The sequence below is a fragment of the Desulfovermiculus halophilus DSM 18834 genome (assembly GCF_000620765.1).
GTDB classification, from domain to species: domain Bacteria; phylum Desulfobacterota; class Desulfovibrionia; order Desulfovibrionales; family Desulfothermaceae; genus Desulfovermiculus; species Desulfovermiculus halophilus.
On the sequence record NZ_JIAK01000026.1, the window covers coordinates 18,191 to 37,337 of the forward strand.

Annotated in this window: 18 protein-coding genes; 17 read left to right on the forward strand and 1 reads right to left on the reverse strand. The window is 61.0% G+C overall.

Translation table 11 applies throughout. The features are described from left to right. Positions 1-58: 58 nt before the first annotated feature. Positions 59-1,369 carry an ATP-binding protein gene (locus N902_RS0111855; RefSeq protein WP_027371107.1) on the reverse strand — a complete coding sequence of 437 codons (1,311 nt, stop codon included), beginning with the start codon at positions 1,367-1,369 and terminating at the stop codon, positions 59-61. Positions 1,370-1,668: 299 nt separating this feature from the next. Here N902_RS0111855 and N902_RS0111860 point away from each other — a divergent pair, with 299 nt between their 5' ends. The 17 genes from N902_RS0111860 to N902_RS17645 all read left to right on the forward strand — a co-directional run bounded on the left by N902_RS0111860 (position 1,669) and on the right by N902_RS17645 (position 19,058). Next, positions 1,669-3,177, forward strand: coding sequence for a phage portal protein family protein (locus tag N902_RS0111860; protein WP_027371108.1), 1,509 nt, complete (start codon positions 1,669-1,671; stop codon positions 3,175-3,177). After that, on the forward strand, positions 3,177-7,766 hold the full coding sequence (locus tag N902_RS0111865; protein ID WP_027371109.1) for a minor capsid protein: 4,590 nt from the start codon (positions 3,177-3,179) through the stop codon (positions 7,764-7,766). Before N902_RS0111860 ends, N902_RS0111865 begins: the two co-directional genes overlap by 1 nt. Beyond that, positions 7,763-8,275, forward strand: coding sequence for a hypothetical protein (locus N902_RS0111870; protein WP_027371110.1), 513 nt, complete (start codon positions 7,763-7,765; stop codon positions 8,273-8,275). The genes N902_RS0111865 and N902_RS0111870 overlap by 4 nt, the downstream gene beginning before the upstream one ends. Continuing rightward, positions 8,272-8,625: a hypothetical protein gene (locus N902_RS0111875; RefSeq protein WP_027371111.1), complete on the forward strand. Its 354-nt coding sequence runs from the start codon at positions 8,272-8,274 to the stop codon at positions 8,623-8,625. The genes N902_RS0111870 and N902_RS0111875 overlap by 4 nt, the downstream gene beginning before the upstream one ends. Positions 8,626-8,728: 103 nt before the next feature. Continuing rightward, positions 8,729-11,125: a DNA adenine methylase gene (locus tag N902_RS0111880; RefSeq protein WP_027371112.1), complete on the forward strand. Its 2,397-nt coding sequence runs from the start codon at positions 8,729-8,731 to the stop codon at positions 11,123-11,125. Positions 11,126-11,137: 12 nt separating this feature from the next. Continuing rightward, a complete protein-coding gene (locus tag N902_RS0111885; RefSeq protein ID WP_027371113.1) occupies positions 11,138-11,500 on the forward strand; it encodes a hypothetical protein in 363 nt (120 codons plus the stop codon). An 18-nt stretch (positions 11,501-11,518) separates the two neighbouring features. Next, positions 11,519-12,382 (forward strand): HK97-fold major capsid protein, encoded by an 864-nt coding sequence (locus N902_RS0111890; RefSeq protein ID WP_011366969.1) that lies wholly within the window; start codon positions 11,519-11,521, stop codon positions 12,380-12,382. Between the two features lie 19 nt (positions 12,383-12,401). Further along, the gene (locus tag N902_RS0111895) at positions 12,402-12,761 is read left to right on the forward strand and encodes a hypothetical protein (RefSeq protein WP_011366970.1); all 360 of its coding nucleotides are present in this window, start codon (positions 12,402-12,404) and stop codon (positions 12,759-12,761) included. Further along, positions 12,748-13,212 (forward strand): hypothetical protein, encoded by a 465-nt coding sequence (locus N902_RS0111900; protein ID WP_011366971.1) that lies wholly within the window; start codon positions 12,748-12,750, stop codon positions 13,210-13,212. The genes N902_RS0111895 and N902_RS0111900 overlap by 14 nt, the downstream gene beginning before the upstream one ends. Beyond that, complete coding sequence (locus tag N902_RS0111905; protein ID WP_027371114.1) at positions 13,199-13,558, forward strand: hypothetical protein; 360 nt, start codon at positions 13,199-13,201, stop codon at positions 13,556-13,558. Before N902_RS0111900 ends, N902_RS0111905 begins: the two co-directional genes overlap by 14 nt. After that, positions 13,548-14,033: a phage virion morphogenesis protein gene (locus N902_RS0111910; RefSeq protein WP_027371115.1), complete on the forward strand. Its 486-nt coding sequence runs from the start codon at positions 13,548-13,550 to the stop codon at positions 14,031-14,033. The genes N902_RS0111905 and N902_RS0111910 overlap by 11 nt, the downstream gene beginning before the upstream one ends. Positions 14,034-14,092: 59 nt before the next feature. Then, positions 14,093-14,716 (forward strand): hypothetical protein, encoded by a 624-nt coding sequence (locus N902_RS0111915; RefSeq protein ID WP_011366974.1) that lies wholly within the window; start codon positions 14,093-14,095, stop codon positions 14,714-14,716. A 12-nt stretch (positions 14,717-14,728) separates the two neighbouring features. Next, positions 14,729-14,986, forward strand: coding sequence for a hypothetical protein (locus N902_RS0111920; RefSeq protein WP_011366975.1), 258 nt, complete (start codon positions 14,729-14,731; stop codon positions 14,984-14,986). A gap of 2 nt (positions 14,987-14,988) precedes the next feature. Further along, entirely contained in the window at positions 14,989-16,518 is a 1,530-nt protein-coding gene (locus tag N902_RS0111925) for a phage tail sheath C-terminal domain-containing protein (RefSeq protein WP_027371116.1), read from the forward strand. 30 nt (positions 16,519-16,548) lie between these two features. Then, positions 16,549-16,995 carry a phage tail protein gene (locus N902_RS0111930; RefSeq protein ID WP_225940361.1) on the forward strand — a complete coding sequence of 149 codons (447 nt, stop codon included), beginning with the start codon at positions 16,549-16,551 and terminating at the stop codon, positions 16,993-16,995. Between the two features lie 15 nt (positions 16,996-17,010). Further along, positions 17,011-17,688: a T4 family baseplate hub assembly chaperone gene (locus tag N902_RS0111935; RefSeq protein ID WP_027371117.1), complete on the forward strand. Its 678-nt coding sequence runs from the start codon at positions 17,011-17,013 to the stop codon at positions 17,686-17,688. A 143-nt stretch (positions 17,689-17,831) separates the two neighbouring features. Then, positions 17,832-19,058, forward strand: coding sequence for a phage tail tape measure protein (locus N902_RS17645; protein WP_051564546.1), 1,227 nt, complete (start codon positions 17,832-17,834; stop codon positions 19,056-19,058). Positions 19,059-19,147 lie beyond the last annotated feature (89 nt).

The window sequence follows — 19,147 nt, forward strand, 5'->3', positions numbered from 1 at the left end:
GGAAGTGGCAACAATAGGTCTGATGCCCGAGGGCCAGGGAAAGGCCGTGGCTTGGATGTCAGGCGCTTTCCGGCATGTTCAGCAGAAACCGCCAGGCGGGCACCACGTCAATTTTTCCGGAATCTACCTGTATCTGCTCTTCCTCGTTACGCGTCACGATAATGCCATGCGACAGTTTCAGTTCGGTCATGGCTTCGGCAAGCGCGGTGGTTTCCCGCTTGCGGGTTTGCTGGTCGGCCATCGATTCACAAACCTGAACAAGCATGCGGGACGGGCCTTGTCGTCCGGCGATGAAATCAACCTCCCGGCCCGCCTTGGTCTTGTAGTAAAAGATATCCGGCGTGACCCGACGCAGCGCGGTGAACACCAGGTTCTCCAGAAGATGGCCCGAGTTGACCAGAATGCCGGAGCTGATCGACGTCACCAGCGCGTGATCGACGCAGTAAATCTTCTTGGGGTTGGTGTTGGCCCGGGCCAGCGAGGCGTCAAAGATGCGCACCGTGAACAGAACGTAGGCATCCTCGAACCATTCGAGATAATCGGAGACGGCGGGTTTCGGCGCTTTGTGCCCCAGGGATTTCAGGTAGCCGGTCAGGTTGTTGATGGAATAGAGGGAACCCGTATTGTCCACCAGCCAATGCGCCAGATCCGTGACCGCCTTGGGGTGAGAGATATCATGGCGTTCAACAAGGTCCCGGAACAGCATTGCGTTGAAATACTCTTGGTGGGTCTTGATTCGCAGCATACGGTTAAGGCCTGCAACCTCGGGGAAGCCACCGGTTTCCCAGTACTCCTTGAATGCCTTCTGGACAGTCAGACGTTTTTTGGTCGAGAGTGGACCGTCGCTCTCGATCCCCTTGTAGTCGAGAAACTCCCGGAATGAAAACGGGAACATTTCCCAGGAGAGTGCCCGGCCGCGCATCTGGGTCGCTATCTCTCGTGAGAGCATCTGAGCCGACGACCCGGTAATGTACACCTCGCACTTTTCCATGCGCATCAAGCGGTCAACGAAGGGCTCCCAGCCAGGTACGACCTGGATCTCATCGAAAAAGCAATAAACCTTCTCGGCATTCTTTTTTTCCGGATAGAGCGAAAAGTAGGCTTCCAGAATCACACCCAGATTGTCGTGTTGCAGGCTATGCAGACGATCATCGAAAAAGTTCAGATAGAGGATGTTCTGACGGGCAACGCCAGTGTCCTGCAGCTTCTTCATAAGCTGGAACATGAAAGTCGATTTACCGCTGCGGCGCACACCGATGCAAACCGTGGCTTTTCCCGGCACTGGCGAAACAGCAACCCGCCTGGGCACACCCGTCGGAAGGTCAATCTCCTGAAAATCGAGGATTATTTCTTTAAGCAGGTCAATCATCGCGAAAACCTCCGGCTATCAATTTTTCCGGTCAATATAACAACCGGAAATAATTATTGCCAGTTTAGACTTGAAATGGCAAGGAAAATTTCTGGTTTCGGCCTCGGCCGCCTCAATGCAGTCTGATGCAAAACCTCTTTACTTCTTCCCAAATGAAGAGATTTTGCATATTGACCACCCGCCAAACTCATCCTCCGACGCTTTCCACCCCGCTCCGGTAAGTAACCGGCATCGAGCCGGGTTCGGCCCACACGGGCCGGATGTGCGGCTGTCATGGCCGAAACTACCGAGAGGATCACGTGGAAAGCACCGCCCATCAGGACGAACAACCCGAAAGCCTGGACACCACCGGCTTTGTCATCGCGCCGCTGGCCGCAGCGGCCGCGCTCGACTCGGCAGCCTTCAGCAAGGTCAACGCCGCCGAAGCGATTCCGGCCACCTGGGAGGAACGCGCCCGCAAGGCCTGGGAATACTATGTCGAGGAGCCGCTGGTGAAGAACTGCGTCAACTCCTGGCGCACCTTCGCTGTGGGCGACGAGATCAAAATCACCAGCGATGACGAGAACCTCAAGGAGCAGGCTCTGGAGGCAGCTTGGCGGTTGAACATCACGCAATTCATCAAGGACATGGTTCTTCAGCTCCTGGTGAAAGGTGACGCCATCGGCTTCAAGCGCTTCACCAAGTCCGGCCAGGACATCGAGGAACTGGTCTGCGTCAACCCGGTTTCGGTCAAGGTCAAATACGCCCAGGGCGAGCTGATCGAGGCCCGGCAATTTCCCGAGGACACCCCCGGCGGCGGGGAATCCATTCCTCTGCCCGTCGAACAGGTGCTCCACCTTAAATGGGATGCTCCGGCCTTTTCGCCCCGGGGTAACTCCCTCGTGCTTCCCGCCTTTCAGGCCATCGAACTGCTGCGCGACTACCGCCGGGCCGAACAGGCCATCGCCAAGCGCTGGGCAACGCCCTTTCGTCTGCTCAAGGTGGGCGGCGCGTTTGGCCAGAAGATGGTGATGCCGGACCAGCGGATGCTCGAACAGGTCCGCGACATGGTCAACAAGATGGATATGAAAAGCGGTCTGGTGGTCCCGTTCTACGTCAATGTCGAAACCCACGGCACCGACGGTCAGGTCCTCAACGTCGAGGACAAGGTCAAAGAGGTGAAGGAAGACATCGTGGTGGCCCTGGGCCTGTCACGCTCGCTGGTGACCGGCGACGGCCCGAATTTCGCCACCGCCTCGGTGAGCATGCAGAAGATGATGGTCATGATCCGCGAGATCAAACAGGCCGCTCGCAAGCTCCTCGACTGGGTGTTCGACGACTGGATAGAGCTGAATGGCCACGGCGACAAGAGCATCCAGTTCATCTTCAACGACCTCGACCCCAGCGACGCGGTCGATTTCAAGAAGCTACTCATCGAACTCTACGACCGCAAGCTCATCAGCCGTTCCAGCCTTCAGCTCAAGATGGACCTGGACCCGGACATCGAGGCTGCCAACCGCGAGAAAGAACGTAAGCAGATCGACCTGATGGACGAGAAGCAGGTGAAGCCGGTGGTGGATATGGTCGTCTCCGGCATCCTCAGCGTGCCTCGCGCCCGCAAAATGCTCGGGATTCCGGCCGAGGACGATGAACCCACGGCGGAGGCGGCATTGGTCTGGTCGGGCGACCTGGAGTCCACCGGCGACGCAGCTGTGTGCGACGAATGCAGCCATTTCATTGCTGACACCAACCACTGCCGGGTCCACAACAGCGAGCGCACCTTCGACGCCCCGGCCTGTCGCTTCATCGACCGCCGAGAGCCTCGCTGATGCCATCGGACCTCAAGCAGCGCATCCAGGACGCCACCCTGAAAAGCCTGACGGCCCGTAACCGCTACAACGACCAGGTCACGGCCCAGCTCACTCAGGCACTGAAACAGGCCGAAGACGAGGTCGGCCGCGCCATTCTCCAGTACCGCTCCCTCGGCTCCCTGCCGGACAACAAGCTCGCCGCGCTCAAGGGGCTGGAAAAGCTCCAGCTCGAACTCGACGACAGCATGAAGCGGCTCAAACGGGAGCAGACCCTGGTCTTTCGCAAGACGACCAAGGACTCCTTCAAGCTCGGCATCCAGCAGGGAATTGGAGAGCTCGCCGACGCGGCGCTGCCGTTCTACGCCGACCTGAAGCCCGAGGGCATCGATAAGCTGGCCACCAATGTGTTCACCATTGTCGACACCAACGCCCTCGACTTCATGGCGCAGTACAACCTCACGCTCGCCGGTGACGTCCACCGCGAACTCGCAGACGGCATCAAGCGCACCATCCTGAACGGCGTCGCCACGGGCAAGGGAGCCGACGACATCGTCCGGGACATGGGCAAGGTGATCATCGACAAGGACTCCTTTCGTCAGGCCGGAAGCCGGGTGTTCAGCAAGGCCCAGTACCGCATGGAGATGATCGCCCGCACCGAGGTACTCCGCGCCCACAACATGGGCAGGCTCAAGTTCCACGAGCGGGTCGGCATCCAGAAGCTGGAATGGCTGGCCATGGAGGACGAGCGCATGTGCCCGGTCTGCGGCGGCCTGGACGGCAAGACCTTTCCCATCGACAAATTCCCCCAGCAACCCGCGCATCCGCACTGCCGCTGCACAAATATCGTGGCTTGGCCGATGACCGTCTGCGGCAGCGAGATGGCCGCCAAGGCAGCCGCCCAGGCATCGCAGGGGGACGCCTGCATTCTCCCGCCCCATGTGCTGGAAGGCATGGCCGACGCCCAGGCCAAGGAGAACGCCAAGATCAAGAGCGCCTTTGAAAACGGCGACATCGCCGACCTCGGCTCGCTGACGGTCAAACAGCTCCAGACCCTGGCGAAACAAAACGGCGTGGCCATTGCCCGGACCAAGGCCGATTTCATCAAGCTGCTCGATCTGGCCGAACCGGGGATCGATCACGGTGACCTGGCCGGAACGGCGCTCAGCGCCAAGCTCAAGGAGCACAAGATCGGCCTGCTGCGGACCAAGGAAGAACTGGTCGAGCTGCTGGGATTGAAGCTGGCGGAACTCAAACAGGCCAAGCTGCTCGCCGCCCAGATGGCGAAGATCCCTCCCGCCGAGGGGCTGGAGGGCATGACCGCCCAGCAGCTCAAGGAGATGGCGAAGGAGAACGGCATCTCCCTCAATATGACCAAACAGGAGACCATCGAGCTGCTGGACAAGCTGGAGCCCGGCGTGGATCACAGTGGCCTGATGGGCAAGGAACTCGCGGCGGCCAAACAGAAGCACGGCATCGGCATCCTCAAGAACAAACAGCAGCTCGTCGAGGCGCTACAGAAGAAGGCCGGTGCCGACATGGCCGAGTCGGTCAAGAAAAAGGCGGTCGACGAGGCCAAGCAGAAGTTGATCCTGAAACAGAAAACGGCCCTCGAAGATGCCGCCAAGGCCGTGGTCGTTCCCGACACGCCGACCGGCTACAAAGATTTCCTCGACGCGATTGCCAAGGCGGAACAGGCGGTTTCCGGCGGCACAGATCTACCCCAGGATCTGCTGGCGGCCCACAGCAAGGAAATCGCCCTCAAGAAACAGCTCTTCCAGGACCAGGTCGGCAAGCTGAAATCGACGGAACTCAAGACGCTCGCCAAGGAGACCAAGGTCCAGTATTGGCAGTGGGCCAACAAAGACGAGCTGACCACGCTCTTCACCGAGACCGATCCCGCGAAAATCAAGGCGGTTCAGGCCAGCATCGACACCAAGCACGCTGCCTGGGCCGAAAAGCATGGCGGCAAGAAGAAAACCGCTCCTGCCAAGCCCGCCACGCCGAAGAAAGAGCCGCCGAAACCGGCTCCACAGCCGAGCCCGGTCAAGCCGCCCGAGGCCAAGATCGGCAAGAAAGGCGCGGAGTTCGCCACAGTCGATTCAGCGTGGCAGCAGAAAGGTCTGCCGTCAAAATTCAAGAAAACCGGCAAGGCCGCTGTCGGCGGCGCACATGAAAAGGAGTTCTGGACCGACGAAAACGGCGACAAATGGCTGTTCAAGCCCATTGGCCGCAAGGACGATGAGTTCATCGCCTTCGGAGAGGAAGCCGCCTACAAGATTGGCCGCCTGATCGACCCCCATTCAATCGAGGTGCGCACCATCCAATTGAACGGCCGCACCGGTTCCATTCAAAAATGGCGCACCGATCTGCGGGATGATTTCGATTTTCGCAACATCCTGCCCCAGGATCTGACCACCATCGAATTGGAGCAGATCCAGCGCGAGCATGTGGTCGACTGGCTGATCGCCAACCACGACGGACATTCCAAGCAGTTCGTCCGTGCTCGGGACGGTCGCGTCTACGGCATCGACAAAGGCCAGGCTTTCAAGTTTCTGGGCCAGGACAAGCTCTCGCTCGACTATCACCCCAACGGCGTCTGCGGCGAGGAAGAGCCGTTTTACAACAAGGTCTTCCGGGCGGCCAAGGAAGGGAAGGTACGGGTCGATCCGAACGCGACCCTTCGCTACATCCAGGAAGTCGAAAAGATTGCCGACGAGGATTACCTCGATCTGCTGCGGCCCTACGCCGAGGGACGGTTTTCCAAGGACCCGGCCGGGCTGCGGCATTTCTATGATCTGGCCCTGGAGCGGAAACACAATCTCAGGCGGGACTTCGAAGGCTATTACGCCGATGTGCTGGGGGATCGGGGCTTCCGTTTCGACAAGCTGAGCGCCGCCACCGGGAAGAAAAAGTTGCTCTCCTCCGCCGAAGAGACCCTGGTCGAGGAGGCCCGCAAACTCGGCTGGCAGGGCAAGACACTGCCCTTCGACAGCGGCGACGTGGAGGACCAGAACGCGCTGATCTTCACCGAGAGCTTTAAGGGGAAGAAGCGCACCGTGGTCAAGATGAAGATCCGGCCGGACACGGACCGCCGCATCGACGAGGTGCTACGCAGGTATGTGCAGACGGCGGCAGGGGAAAAGGGACAACCGCTGGTCGAAGACAGCTTCTTTCCGACGATTCTGGACGCCGTCAAAAACGTCAATTTCCACGTGGGCGACGGCAAGTACAACCGGACCAAGATCGACAAGGCCCTGCGCCTGCGCAAGAAACTGGAGACCCTGCAAAAGAGCACCGAGCCCAAGGTCAAGGAGATGGCGGACCATTATCTGAAATGGGTCAAGGAGATCGAAGAGTCCGTCGACTGGGACCGGGCCACCAACGGCGTATTCGAGCAGTACCTGCCCAAGCTCGACGCGCAGAAACCCAAGGAGAAACCGCCGTTCAAGGTGGAACGCGGCAAGGTGACCCACACCAAGCGCAGGATCGGTTCCGGCACCATTACCGTCGAGGCCGACGACATCGACAACCGGACGCTGTTCAATCACAACTCCCGCATGCAGGACGGGCACCAGTACACCGTCACCTTCGAGGACGGCACCCGGGTCCGCTATCGCCCCTGGTCAGACACCAACCTCTATGCCCAGCGCGGCGAGCTGGAAATGATCCTGGACGGCGACGCTACCCCCGGACGGGTCGAGGCGATGCTGGAAAAGCTCGAACAGCTTGGGATCGATACCCGGGTGGCCACGGCGGAAAACGCGGAGCAGATGTACCTCGAAAAGCTCGCCTACATCCGCAAGACCGACAAGAGCGCCGACTACAAACGACTGCAGAAATCCCTCGACGACCGCAACGCCACCACCACCGAGCGGGTCCAGGCTCTGCGCGGCTATTGGCAAAAGGAACTTGGCGTCCAGGACATCACCCAGCTTTCCGGATACAACCCGCTGGGCGAATACCAGGCGGGCTTTCTAGACCGCGACGCCAAGGGCGGATACCGGCACCAGCTCCGGTTCGACATCACTGAGGAGGACCTGGAAAAACAGATGAAGGGCTATTCGCTGGTCCACGATCTGACCAACGGCGAGAGTATGTCCGGCTTCATCGACTTGATCATGGAGAACAACGGAGCCATGGTCAGCACGGTCGAGAAGATGCGCATGGGCGTGGCTCCGGGCGGAATGTCCCCGGTGGCTGACATGCAGACCGGCGGCGCGAGCTATTTCTTCACCCGGATCAAGAAGCAACCGGCCAGCGACGCCTCACCGGCCCTCTATTTCAAGAAACAGATGCTGCGGCGCATGGACGCTATCAGTTATGACCATGACGCCTACGGCAAGGTGATTGATGACTACGTGCAGCGCAACCGGGGGGCCAGCATCGACGACTGGAAGCGGTTCTCGCAGCGCCATGGCAACGAGACCATCTTCAAATACTCGGTGACGCTGCTGGACAACATCGAATTCATCGTCGCCAGAAGCGACAACGAACGCCGGGAGATCATCCAGAGTTTCACCCGGCGCGGCATCAAGAAACTACCCGACGGGCGCAAGGTGGAGGACATCGTCCATACTCCTCAAAGCTGGAGCAAACGCAAACAATGACCATGAAGGACTTTATCGAGCAGGAAAAACGGCGGCTGCAAGAATCGCTGCACTGGTTCAACAGCCGGGGCAGCCGCATGACGGTCAGAGAATCCGAGGATCTCTTTCTGGATACCCTGGTGGACAGCTTCACCGTCACCCGGATCGCACCCCATTTCGACGCTGCTGGCAACCATCTGCGCACCGATTTCTGGCTGTTGTGGAAGGCGCTCGGTTACGACGAGGGCTTTCAGCACGCCCACACCATCAAAGTGGTCGATGTCCGGGTCGAAGACACCCTGATGGCCGAACATGACGGCAAGGAGGCCGAAGGCTGGCTGATTGTAGAGCTGACCGACGATCTGGGCCGGATTCACCATGTCGAAATGATGGAGCCGGTCTCGGAGCCCGAGCTCGCGGCGGACTGGCAACGCTGGATCGCCTACCGGCAGAAAAACACCGAAAGATTCCACCGGATCGACGCCCAGCTTCTGGCAGAGCATCTCCGGATCGCGGAGGACTGGTCATGAAACTGCGCTATATGATCGACTCGATAGTCGCCGACCGGGAGGCCACCGTCCCGGAATACGTGCCCGTGGGCGTCTGGGTTCAGGGGCCGGGTCCGGGTCTGGATGTGGAGATGTACTACCTCGACCGGGGGCCGAGCGGGCTTGCCGACCGCAAGGACGAAGCCGCCTGGGTGGTCAACCGTCTGGTCGAGGCCGGGGCCACCTCGCTTCCCTCTGATTTTCTCGAATACCACCGGCTGTCCCGCTCCCCCTATGACGGGGTCTTTTCCGAGATCACCGAGAGCGACGAATACCCCTCCCTCGACGCCTGCGGCAAGGCCGTTCTGGCCCGTCTGAACCCCGCCCACTGAAATTCTCCGTCACCCTCCGACACATCGTCGACGCTTCCGGTAAGTAACCGCTGAACGCTCCCCGCAGGTCGCGGAGAGCACAGCAAACTGACCGGAGACGTTGATGGAACTGTTCGCCACAGACCTGGAAAGGCTGGCGTTTCTACTGGAGGCCGATGCGGCGCTGACTCTCGATCCCGATGCGCTTGGGACCGAGGCCGCCGAACAGTCCGCTCCTGAAGAGCTCCCTCCCGAGAAGCGCCCCAAGTACATCACCAACTACATCGGCAGTAAGCAGAAGCTCGTCGACTGGATCTGGAAGCATACCCCGGAAGGCGTTGGCACCGTGCTCGACGCCTTTTCGGGGTCTGCGGTCGTGGCCTACATGTACAAGACCAAGGGCCTCCAGGTCATCGCCAACGACCGGCTCCGCTACTGCCACCACGCCGCCAAGGCGATCATCGAGAACAACTCGGTTCGCCTGAGCGAGGACGAGATCGAGGCGCTCCTGGCCGAAAACGCCAAGGCGGGCAGCTTCGTTCAGGACAACTTCAAGGGCATCTTTTTCGCCAAGGGCGTCCACGCGCTGATCGACACCATCCGCGCCAACTGCGACAAGCTCTCCGGCTTCAAGAAAGACATCGCCCTGTTCGGCCTCGGCAAAACCTGCATGAGCGGTAAGGGTGGCTTCGGCCACTTCTCGTCGTACACCGATTATGGCCGCCGCCAGGACACCCCTGACGAGTTCAAGGATCGTCTGCGCAAGAACCTGCAGCGTATCAACGCCCTGGTCTTCGACAACGACAAGGAGAACAAGGCATACCGGCAGGACATCAACGACCTGCTGCCAAAAGCCAAGGCGGATCTGGCCTACTTCGATCCGCCCTACGCCACCGAGTTTTCGACTACCAACTACGAGCGGGCCTACCACTTCGTGGAAGGGCTCATGACCTATTGGGAAGGGCTCGAAATCAAGGCCGACACCAAGGTCAAGTATTACGAGACCGACCACAAGACCGTCACCAAGGCCAACGCCAGCGAGTTCTTCCAGACCTTTCTCGGCAATGCCAAGCACATTCCGCACTGGCTGATTTCCTACCGCGATCACGCCTATCCCAACGAGCAGGAGATGAAGCGGATCATCGGCTCCTTCGGCAAACAGAGCCGGATGAAGTCCAAGGATCACCACTACGCCATCACCTCCAAGCACGGCGAGGCTTCCAACGCCAAGGAGCGCCTGTTCGTCTGCGCTCCCGGGGCCAAGGCCAGCGCCGAACGGGAGGAGAAACCCGTTCCGATGGCCGCCGCCGCGAACTTCCACACCAGCATCCCCGTGGATATCCGGCTGGGCGAAGGCGAAAGCCTCGCGACCGAGGCCATGGATGTCGGTTCGGCGGGCGACCCCCAGTTCAGCTTCGTGCTCTGCCGAACCGGGACCAACAAGAACGGCGACCACTTCACCGCCGAGGAGTTGTCCGGTCGGCATATGACGGCCGTGAACAAGAAGGTCGATCTGCAGCATTCGCAGGAGTTCAACGACATCGTCGGCGGCATCGTCGCCGCCGACTACCTGGAGGACGACAACGGGGGCCGCGTGGAATGCGTGGGCGAGCTGTACGTCCACGACACCCCGGCCGCCCGGCTGGCCTACAAGCTGATGAAGCGCGGGATCATCTCCCAGGTCTCCATGGAGTGCGACTACCAGGAAGGCGAATGCTCGGTCTGCCACAAGCGCTTCCAGAACAAGGCCGACTACTGCACCCACCTGCGCAAGTTCAAGGGCCGTGATTTCAATGGCCAACCCGTTTTCGAGATTCTGCACGGCGTCACTTTCACCGGACTGGGACTGCTCGACCGCAAAGGCGCGGACGAGAACGCCAGGATTCTGCAGGTGGCGTCCCTTCAGAGCCAGCCCGACCAATCCCAACCCGAAGGAGATTCCACGATGGAAGACAAAACCAAACCTACCGATGAACCGGCCGTCGAAGCGGCCAAGAAGAAACCGGCCCAGCAGGAAGGCGATCCTGCCCGCGTTACCGACCTGGAAAAGGAAAACCGGCAGCTCAAGGCCCAGGTGGCCGAGCTGCAGAAACGAGTCCAGGAACTGGAAGCCGAACAAAAGGCGGCCGCCTGCCGCTCCCGGGCCAAGAAGCTGCTCACCCGTCTGGAGAAGCAGGGGCTCTCCTTCGCTTCCGAGGAGGACCGGGAAGCCGAGCTGAAACGCCTGGCCGAACTGTCCGACGAAGCCTTCGCCGCCACCGAGGCCGCTTACGAACGCCTGCCCAAATCGGCCAAAGCGGACAAGGACAAGGAAGAGAAACCCGCCGACAGCGACCAGGGCGGCAAGCCCGCCGCCAAGGCATCGACGGAAACCCCGCTACGCAGCGACGCCGGTGTCAGGCCCCACGATGTGGACGACCGCAAGGTGTCGCTCGAGGACCGTCTGCGCGACGGGTTCATGGCCGCTTACCGCAACCGTGTCGGCGAGGACTCTCCCGAACACTCGCAAATCAACGCATAAGGAGGAAACACCATGTCATTCATCAATCCGTGTCACCGCAGCCTCGCCTATGGCGACGGCCACATCCAGGGCGACGGTCAGCTCGGCCAGGTGGTCCGCGTGGTCGGCGACGACCTGTTCGCCGTCAACACCGATCCCACCAAGCGCTCCTTCGGCATCCTGATCAAGGACTACGCCGGTGGCGAAATGCCCGGTATCTACTGCGATGGCGGCGTTTACGAGACCGACGCCTTCGAAGGGACTATCGTCGCCGGAGACGACCTGAAAGTTTCGGCGAACGGTCGCCTGACCAACGGCGTCGCGGCCGGAGAGCACGTCGTCGCCCACGCCATTTCCGTACAGAGCGGCGTCCTCAAATTCCGCCTGCTCGTCTAACCCAAGGAGCCAACGCACATGAAAACCAATCAGTTGAAGATCCATTCCCAGGAATACATGGAAACCATGGCGCGGCTCATGAGCGAGGCTCTCGAGTCGCCCGAAGGCATGCGAGCGCTTGCCGCCGCCATTGCCGCGCCCATCGAACAGGAAATCAAGCGCAAGGAGATCTCCTCGCTGCTGCTCACCAAGCACACGCTGCCAAAGGGCGAACGTCCGGTTTACCAGAAGAAACCGACCGTCAAGGCCCACTGGATCAGCAAGGACGGCGACGCCCAGGAGCAGGAGGTGGGCAAGGACGAAGTCGAGTTCCCCACCAACCGCATCCACTCCAATCCGATGGTGGACGTGTCCGTCCTCAAGAACGGCAACATCGGCACGCTGATGGACATCCAGACCAGCGCCGCCGACGCCATCCGCAAGGAGATGGACCGCCGCACCATCTCGGTGCTCTCCTCGGCCATCCCGGCGACCAACACCATCGAGGTCACCGGCGATTTGCTCACCGAGGAGGCGCTGAACGAGGCCATCTCGATCATCGAGGACCTGGAGCTGTCGGTGAAGTACATCGTCATGCGCGGCCGCCGGTTCAACGACATGCGCGGCTGGAACCTCGATCCCCAGACCAAGCTCGAGCTGCGCCAGAAGGGTGTCATCAAGAACTACGGCACCGGTGGCATTCTGCTGACCGCCTCCATGCCGCTGGACGAGATCATCATCGTCCCGGATGAAGAGGTCGGCAAGATGCCGGTGCGCGAAAACCTCAAAACGGAGTCCATCGACCAGAAAACCCGCTTCAAGACCGGCTGGCTGGTGTGGTCAGAGATCGGTCAGGGCATTACTCGCCCCGACATCATGGCCAAGGTCAAACTGGTTCCGTAATCTTAGGAGGTGATGTGACATGAATCGAATCAAGAACATCCGTCCCGGCGTTCTGGTGATCCCCGACGCCGGGTTGAAGCTCAAGCCCGGTCAGGTGGTCGAGGTGGAACGCCTCACCAAGCAGATCCAGGCGGCGCTCAAGAACGGCCGCCTGGCCATGGCCGACAAACCGAAGCAGGAACCGCTCGCCCCTCCAGAGCCAGACCAGGACGCGGAACCGGTGGACCTGAGCAAGCTCTCCGCCACCGACGCGATTTCCAAGGTCAACGAGGAGGCCAATCCGGAGACCCTCAAGGGCTACATGGAAACCGAGAAACGCCGCACGGTGATCGACGCGCTCAAGAGCCGTCTGGAGGGCCTGCAAGGTGCTGCTGAGTGACCTGATCGCCGACCTGCGGCTCGACCTGTCCGATCCGGGCGCATCTCTCTTCGAGGACCAGACTCTGGAGAGATGCGTCCGGAAGGCCGTTTTCCGGGTCGGCCGTGACCTCGACCAATCGCTGACGATCACGGCCGGAGAGATCACCCCCGATCCCACCGGCGAGGTCCGCGAGCTTCTGGTGATCATGGCGCAGATCCACGCCTGCCAGGTCATGCGTTCGGCCACCGCCAACGCCTTCTCCTTTTCCAGCGGCGACAAGCGGGTGGACAAAACCGGCCAGCCCGGCCACTGGGCCAAGCTCGAGGCCGATCTGCTCGCGGACTACCGGCAACGCATCGCCGAACTGTTACCTACCGCGCAGGTCGATCCTGAATCCTACATCCTGACCCCGAGCGGCCTTACGCCGGTCATCTACGAACAAGGGATCGATCTCGATGTTGTTGAATGACCGGGAACGCGCCGAAGCCGTGGCCGACGTCGCCCGGCTGATCCTCTCCTCGGGCCAGACAGCACGCGTCCTGCGGGTGGTTCCCGGCGAGCGGCTCTACGGCACCGACGATGCCGAATACACGGAAATCTCCGTCATCCCCCTCGAACTGAACGAAACCCCGCCGGAGGAGCTGAGCGGCAAGATCGATGCGCTCGCCTGTGTCCTTCCGGATGCCGACGTCCAGGGTGAAGACCGCCTGGCCGCAGACAGGGAAACCTATCGCATACAGAGTGTGGAAGAAGAACACTTCTTCGGCACTGTCACTCACAAAAACCTGCAACTGGTGAAGCTCAATGGGCGTTAGGCGGACCGGTGACTGGGACAAGGCCCGCGCCAAGCTGACCACCGGCATGGGGCCACGCCTGGCCACGGCCCTGCGTCAGGCCACGATCCGCAACGCCCTTTTTCTGGTGCGCGAGATCCAGCGGGGGATTCGCTCCCAGGCCCCGGGCGGACAGGCCTTCGTGAAACTCGCCGAAAGCACCATCGAGCGCAAAGGTTCCAGCAAGGCGCTCATCGACACCGGCTTTCTCGTCAACGCCATCACCCAGAAGATCATGGCCGACAAGGCGTTCGTCGGCCTGCTGCGCGGCACCGTCAACAAGGACGGGGAAGACATGGTGAACATCGGTGCCGTCATGGAGTACGGAGCCACCATCAACCATCCGAACGGCGCGACCATCATCATCCCCGCCAGACCCTTTCTGCATCCGGTGATGGAGAAGTACCGCGAACAGATCCTCCAGAACTATCGTGAGGCGATCCGCTCCGCGCTTTGAGCCTCCGACACATCGCCAGCGCTTCCGGTAAGTAACCAGGCAGAAAACGGAGGCGTCCCTTGAGCACGATACAGACCGTCACAGAAACCCTGATCCGCCTGGCCAAGCAGGCCATCCATCCGGACACCGTGCTGGTGTTCCCGGATGACCTGTTCGAGGTCCAGCGCACCCCCAGCGTCATCCTCCAGGGGCCGAAACTGACGGAAGACCGTTTCCGCCGCAGCCAGAGCCGCCTATTCGAGAAGAATGTTGCGGAGCTGACTTTCGAGGAGTGCCGGTTTCCCAGGCTCTATCACCTCGATTTCGATCTGGTGGTGACCGTGGACCGGGAGGCCGAACTGCTCGGTTTTCACGAGTCAGTGTCGCGGTTCCTCCAGCTTCACGCGGAGATCGCCATCGCCGACCAGGGCAGTTTGAACCTCACTGAACTGGTTCCTCTGGGCGGTCTGGCCCGGGTGAACCTCTCCAACCTCCGGCAAAGCTCCGGACGCATCCGTATCGAATCCTGCCCGGTGTACGACGGCGACCTGCGCGACGGTCGGCTGATCCGGGACCGGACCTTCCAGTTTCATGTCGCACATCCCTGTGCTCCACCCCTTCGGGGCGACCTGCGGTCGTGCCAACCGGCTGTCCTGCCGGTTGGTCACGGCGACGTGACAGAGCAACGAACCATTCAACCGTAAAGGAGAACAACCGTGATCGAGATCAGAAACCTGCAGTTCCAACCCCTGACGTTCAACCTCTCCGGCCAGGGAACCCTTCACCTCGGGCCGCGAGAACGCAAGAGCATCGCCCGCAAGGACCTCTCCGCCGAGATCAAGACCGCCGGAAAACGCGGCCTGGTGCGCATCACCGACCTGACCGGCGGCGCGGAACCGGAACCGGAAAAGCCCACGGCAACCGAGGACGCCGCAGCCGATGAGGCCAAGACCACCAGCAAGCGGAGGAAATAACCATGCCGACCTATCTATCGCCCGGGATTTACACCCGGGAAACGGACTTCAGTTTCTATGTGAAGCAGATCTCGACCTCGTCGGCTGCCATGGTCGGAGTGGCCGAGAAAGGCCCGATCAACAAGCCCGTGCTGGTGACGAGCTGGGAACAGTTTATCAACCGTTTCGGCTCCTATATCAACGAAAGCTATCTGGCCTACGCCGCACGGGCGTTTTTCGACAACGGCGGGGCGGTCCTCTACGTCACCCGCATCGCCCATCTCACCGACTCCACCGACCGGGACACCCTGACGGCGCTCAAATCTTCCATCGTGCTGCAGAACCGGGAGGCGACGCCCGCCGACGCCCTGCGGATCGAGGCCGTGAACGAAGGCGTCTGGGGCGACCGACTCTCCATCTCCATCGAGGACGGTTCTCTCGATCCGGCCAACCATTTCAATCTGGTGGTCCGGCACAAAGGCGATGTGGTCGAGGTGTTCAAGGATCTGAGCATGGACGAGACGCTGCCGAACCACGTGGAGCTGGCGATCAACGACCGCTCGGATTTCATCCTGGTCCAGGATCTGGCCACCGCGTCCGGGACGCCAAGTGACCGTCCGGCATTGGGCGTGTTCACGCTCAGCGGCGGTGACAATGGTCTGACCGATCTGGCCGATGCGGACTTCATCGGCGATCCCTCGCAGCATACCGGCCTCTATGGCTTTGACGAGATCGACGCCCTGAACCTGCTGATGGTCCCCGGCGTCACCACGGTGCCGGTGATCAACGCTGGAATCGCCTATGCCGAGGGGCGCAAGGATCTGCTGTTCATCGCCGACACGCCCATGCACCTGGAGCCGCTCGAAGCGGTCGACTTCCGCAAGGGACAAGGGATGTACAGCCACGCGGCATTCAACTCCTCCTACGCGGCGCTCTACTATCCCTGGCTGGAGATCAGCGATCCGGTCAACTCGCGCAAAAAGCTGGTGCCGCCCTGCGGCGCGGTGGCGGGCTGCATCGCCCGCAGCGACCAGAAGACCAACGTCTGGAACGCGCCCGCCGGTATTGACCGTGGCCGCATCTTCAACACGCTCTCCCTGGCCTACAAGACCAGCCGTGGCGAGCGCGATGTGCTCTATCCGGAAGGGGTCAACGTCATCGCCGTGTTCCCCGACACCGGCATCAACATCTGGGGCCAGAAGACGCTGCAAAGCCAGCCCTCGGCCGTGGACCGCATCAACGTCCGCCGTCTGATGATGTTTATGGAGGAAGCCATCTCGGAATCCTCCCGCTTCGTGGTGTTCGAGCCGAACCATCCCCAGACCTGGCGTGCCCTCGGCCGCCTGATCAACCCCTTCCTGCAGGACATCAAGGACAAGGGCGGCCTCTACGACTTTGCATTCCAGTGCGACGAGGAGACCAATACCCCGGCGGTCATCGACCGCAACGAAATGGTGGCCCGCGTGTTCGTCAAGCCGACCAAGACGGCGGAGTTCATCGAGCTGAACTTCATCCTGACCAGCACCGGCGCGGACTTCAAAGAAATCATCTAACGGGAGAACACGGCTATGAGAAGCGGAAACATGCCCAAAAGCCTTTACCAGAACTGGCAGTTTGCCATCGAGGTAAACGGCTTCGACGTGGCCCTGTTCCACAAGGGACAGGAGCCCAAAACCGAATTCGAGGAAGTGGCCTTCGCCCCGGCCGGGTCCATGTTCGACCAAAAGGTGGCGGGCCGGGTCAAGTTCGAGGACATCACCCTCGAGAAAGGCAACCTGCAGGACGGCTCCGACGAGGCGGCCCGCGAATGGATCAAGAAACAGGTGGACGTGAACGCCGTCACCGGTGGTCTTCCGGCTGACTACATGCGCGACATCGATGTTGTCCGCTACGACCGCACCGGCAACGAGACCCGCCGCTGGACACTGCACGGGGCCTGGGTGAAGGCGCTTGAATATGACGAGCTCGAGGGCGGCAACACCGAGAACACCATCGAGAAGCTCACCATCTGCTTCCAATACTGGACCTAAACCGGAGGATCGACCATGTACAGCTTTGAACTGCCAAGCGGCACTGAACTCGAACTCCGGGAAATGACCGGGACCGAGGAAGAACTGCTCACCAACCAACGCCTGATCCGCTCAGGGGAGGCGATCAACCAGGTGCTCCGCAACTGTTTCGTCCGGCTGGGCGAGAAGACCGATCCCGATCTTTCCGAGGTGATGAACCTGCTCTCGGGTGACCGGCTGTTCGCTCTGGTCCGCCTGCGCCAGATTTCCCTGGGGGACGAGGTGGAGCTGGAGCTGAGCTGCCCGAACAGCGCCTGCCGCATGACCAACTTTGTGACCGTCAATCTCGAGGATCTCAAGTTCACCCCCTACGGCGAGGAGCGGGAGTTCGTCTTCAAGCTGCCCGGCTCGAAGAAAACCGTGCGCTTCGGATATCTCGACGGCCATAAGGAAAAACGCTTGGCCAGCCTGCGCGAGCCCAACATCTCCTCGGCCATGCTCATTCGCATCCTCGACATCGACGGCAAGGCTCCTAACAAGAAGAGCCTGTCGGAAATGTCGATGCGCGACCGCAACGCGCTGCGGCAGGAGATGTCGCGGGTCGACGCGGGAATCGACACCTCGGTGGAGACCGAATGCGATGGCTGCGGAACCAAGATCCGCACCCGACTGGAGGCCGAACCGTCTTTTTTGTTCCCAGGAGTTCGCTTGTAAGCGACGCATTCTTTCTCGCTTACGGCGGACTGCACTGGGGCTGGTCGGAAACCCGCTCGCTGCCGCTCAGGGTCCGGCGTCAGTTCGTCGAGGCCCTCGAGCGGCAACTTGATTTTGAACGTGAGCAAACGGAACGGCGATAGATGAACGGCAATCTCGGACTGGGCATAGTGGTATCGATGAAGGATGCGTTCTCGCAGAACGCGCAGCGCATCCGTGGCTCCATGATGGACCTCGATTCCACCGTGGCGGATGCCAGCGAGCGGATGACCCGCAACCTGGACCGCATCCAGCAAGGCACCATGATGCTGGGGGCGGGACTGGCCCTGATGGCAGTACCCGCCGCCCTGGTCGCCTCCACCGCCGCGACCCAGAAAGCCCTGGGCGAGCTGGCGTCCCTCGGCGTGCAGGACCTCCGGGCCATCGAGGACGCCGCCGAATCCTTCACTAACCAATGGTCCGGTGCCGACAAGGCCGCCTTCATCACCGCCACCTACGATGTGAAATCGGCCCTGTCCAACCTCAGCGACGAGGCCGTGGGCGTCTTCACCTCCATGGCCGCCATGACCGCCAAGGCGACCAAGGCCACCACCCAGGAGATGGTCGGCACCTTCACCACGGCCTACGGGATATTCAAGCCCATCATGGCCGACATGAACGACATGGAATGGGCGACCGCCTTTTCCGGAGCCATGGCGCAGACCGTGGCCTCGTTCAAGACCAACGGCACCCAGATGGCCGACGCCATCAAGAACATCGGCGCGGTGGCCGCCGCGAGCAACATTCCCCTGAACGAGCAGCTCGCCGTGCTCGGCCAGCTCCAGACCACCATGCCCGGCTCCGAGGCGGGCACGCTGTACAAGGCGTTCATCATGAAGGCGGCCGAGGCCGGTGACGAGCTTGGCCTATCCTTCACCGACACCAGTGGCCGTCTCAAGGGCGTGGTTCCCATCCTGCAGGAGATCAAGCGCCAGTTCCCCGATCTCTCCAACGCCGCCACCCAGGTGAAGCTGAAGAAGGCCTTCGGCTCCGACGAGGCGGTCAAGTTCCTGCTGCAAATGTCGGCGGGCATGGAGAGCCTCGAAGGCAATATCCAGTCGGTGGGCCGGGCCATGAAGACCGGCACGGCGGTCACCGAACAGATGGCCGACGCCATGAACCAGGACATCGGAGCCCGATTCCTGCTCCTGCGCCAGCAGGTGGCCAACCTCAGCGAAATCCTGGGACGCACTCTGCTGCCGGTGGTCACGCCGGTGATCAACGGAGCCTCCCGCTTCATTCTGTTCCTGCAGCGCATGGCCAAATCGATGCCGGGCGTGACCCGGGTGGTCCTGGGGCTGTCCATGGCCCTCGGCACCATTCTGGTGTAGCGGAAACGGTTCTTTGGACACAAGTTTAGACTATGCTGCCATCCGATTTTCCAGCCAGTTATGGCGGATTTCGTCAGGTGACGTGAAGG

What these genes read in the sequence shown, in the direction of transcription:
- N902_RS0111855 (WP_027371107.1), bottom strand. Translation starts at nt 1,369, where the DNA reads ATGATTGACCTGCTTAAAGAAATAATCCTCGATTTTCAGGAGATTGAC.
- N902_RS0111865 (WP_027371109.1), top strand. Translation starts at nt 3,177, where the DNA reads ATGCCATCGGACCTCAAGCAGCGCATCCAGGACGCCACCCTGAAAAGC.
- N902_RS0111870 (WP_027371110.1), top strand. Translation starts at nt 7,763, where the DNA reads ATGACCATGAAGGACTTTATCGAGCAGGAAAAACGGCGGCTGCAAGAA.
- N902_RS0111875 (WP_027371111.1), top strand. Translation starts at nt 8,272, where the DNA reads ATGAAACTGCGCTATATGATCGACTCGATAGTCGCCGACCGGGAGGCC.
- N902_RS0111880 (WP_027371112.1), top strand. Translation starts at nt 8,729, where the DNA reads ATGGAACTGTTCGCCACAGACCTGGAAAGGCTGGCGTTTCTACTGGAG.
- N902_RS0111885 (WP_027371113.1), top strand. Translation starts at nt 11,138, where the DNA reads ATGTCATTCATCAATCCGTGTCACCGCAGCCTCGCCTATGGCGACGGC.
- N902_RS0111890 (WP_011366969.1), top strand. Translation starts at nt 11,519, where the DNA reads ATGAAAACCAATCAGTTGAAGATCCATTCCCAGGAATACATGGAAACC.
- N902_RS0111895 (WP_011366970.1), top strand. Translation starts at nt 12,402, where the DNA reads ATGAATCGAATCAAGAACATCCGTCCCGGCGTTCTGGTGATCCCCGAC.
- N902_RS0111905 (WP_027371114.1), top strand. Translation starts at nt 13,199, where the DNA reads ATGTTGTTGAATGACCGGGAACGCGCCGAAGCCGTGGCCGACGTCGCC.
- N902_RS0111910 (WP_027371115.1), top strand. Translation starts at nt 13,548, where the DNA reads ATGGGCGTTAGGCGGACCGGTGACTGGGACAAGGCCCGCGCCAAGCTG.
- N902_RS0111925 (WP_027371116.1), top strand. Translation starts at nt 14,989, where the DNA reads ATGCCGACCTATCTATCGCCCGGGATTTACACCCGGGAAACGGACTTC.
- N902_RS0111930 (WP_225940361.1), top strand. Translation starts at nt 16,549, where the DNA reads ATGCCCAAAAGCCTTTACCAGAACTGGCAGTTTGCCATCGAGGTAAAC.
- N902_RS0111935 (WP_027371117.1), top strand. Translation starts at nt 17,011, where the DNA reads ATGTACAGCTTTGAACTGCCAAGCGGCACTGAACTCGAACTCCGGGAA.
- N902_RS17645 (WP_051564546.1), top strand. Translation starts at nt 17,832, where the DNA reads ATGAACGGCAATCTCGGACTGGGCATAGTGGTATCGATGAAGGATGCG.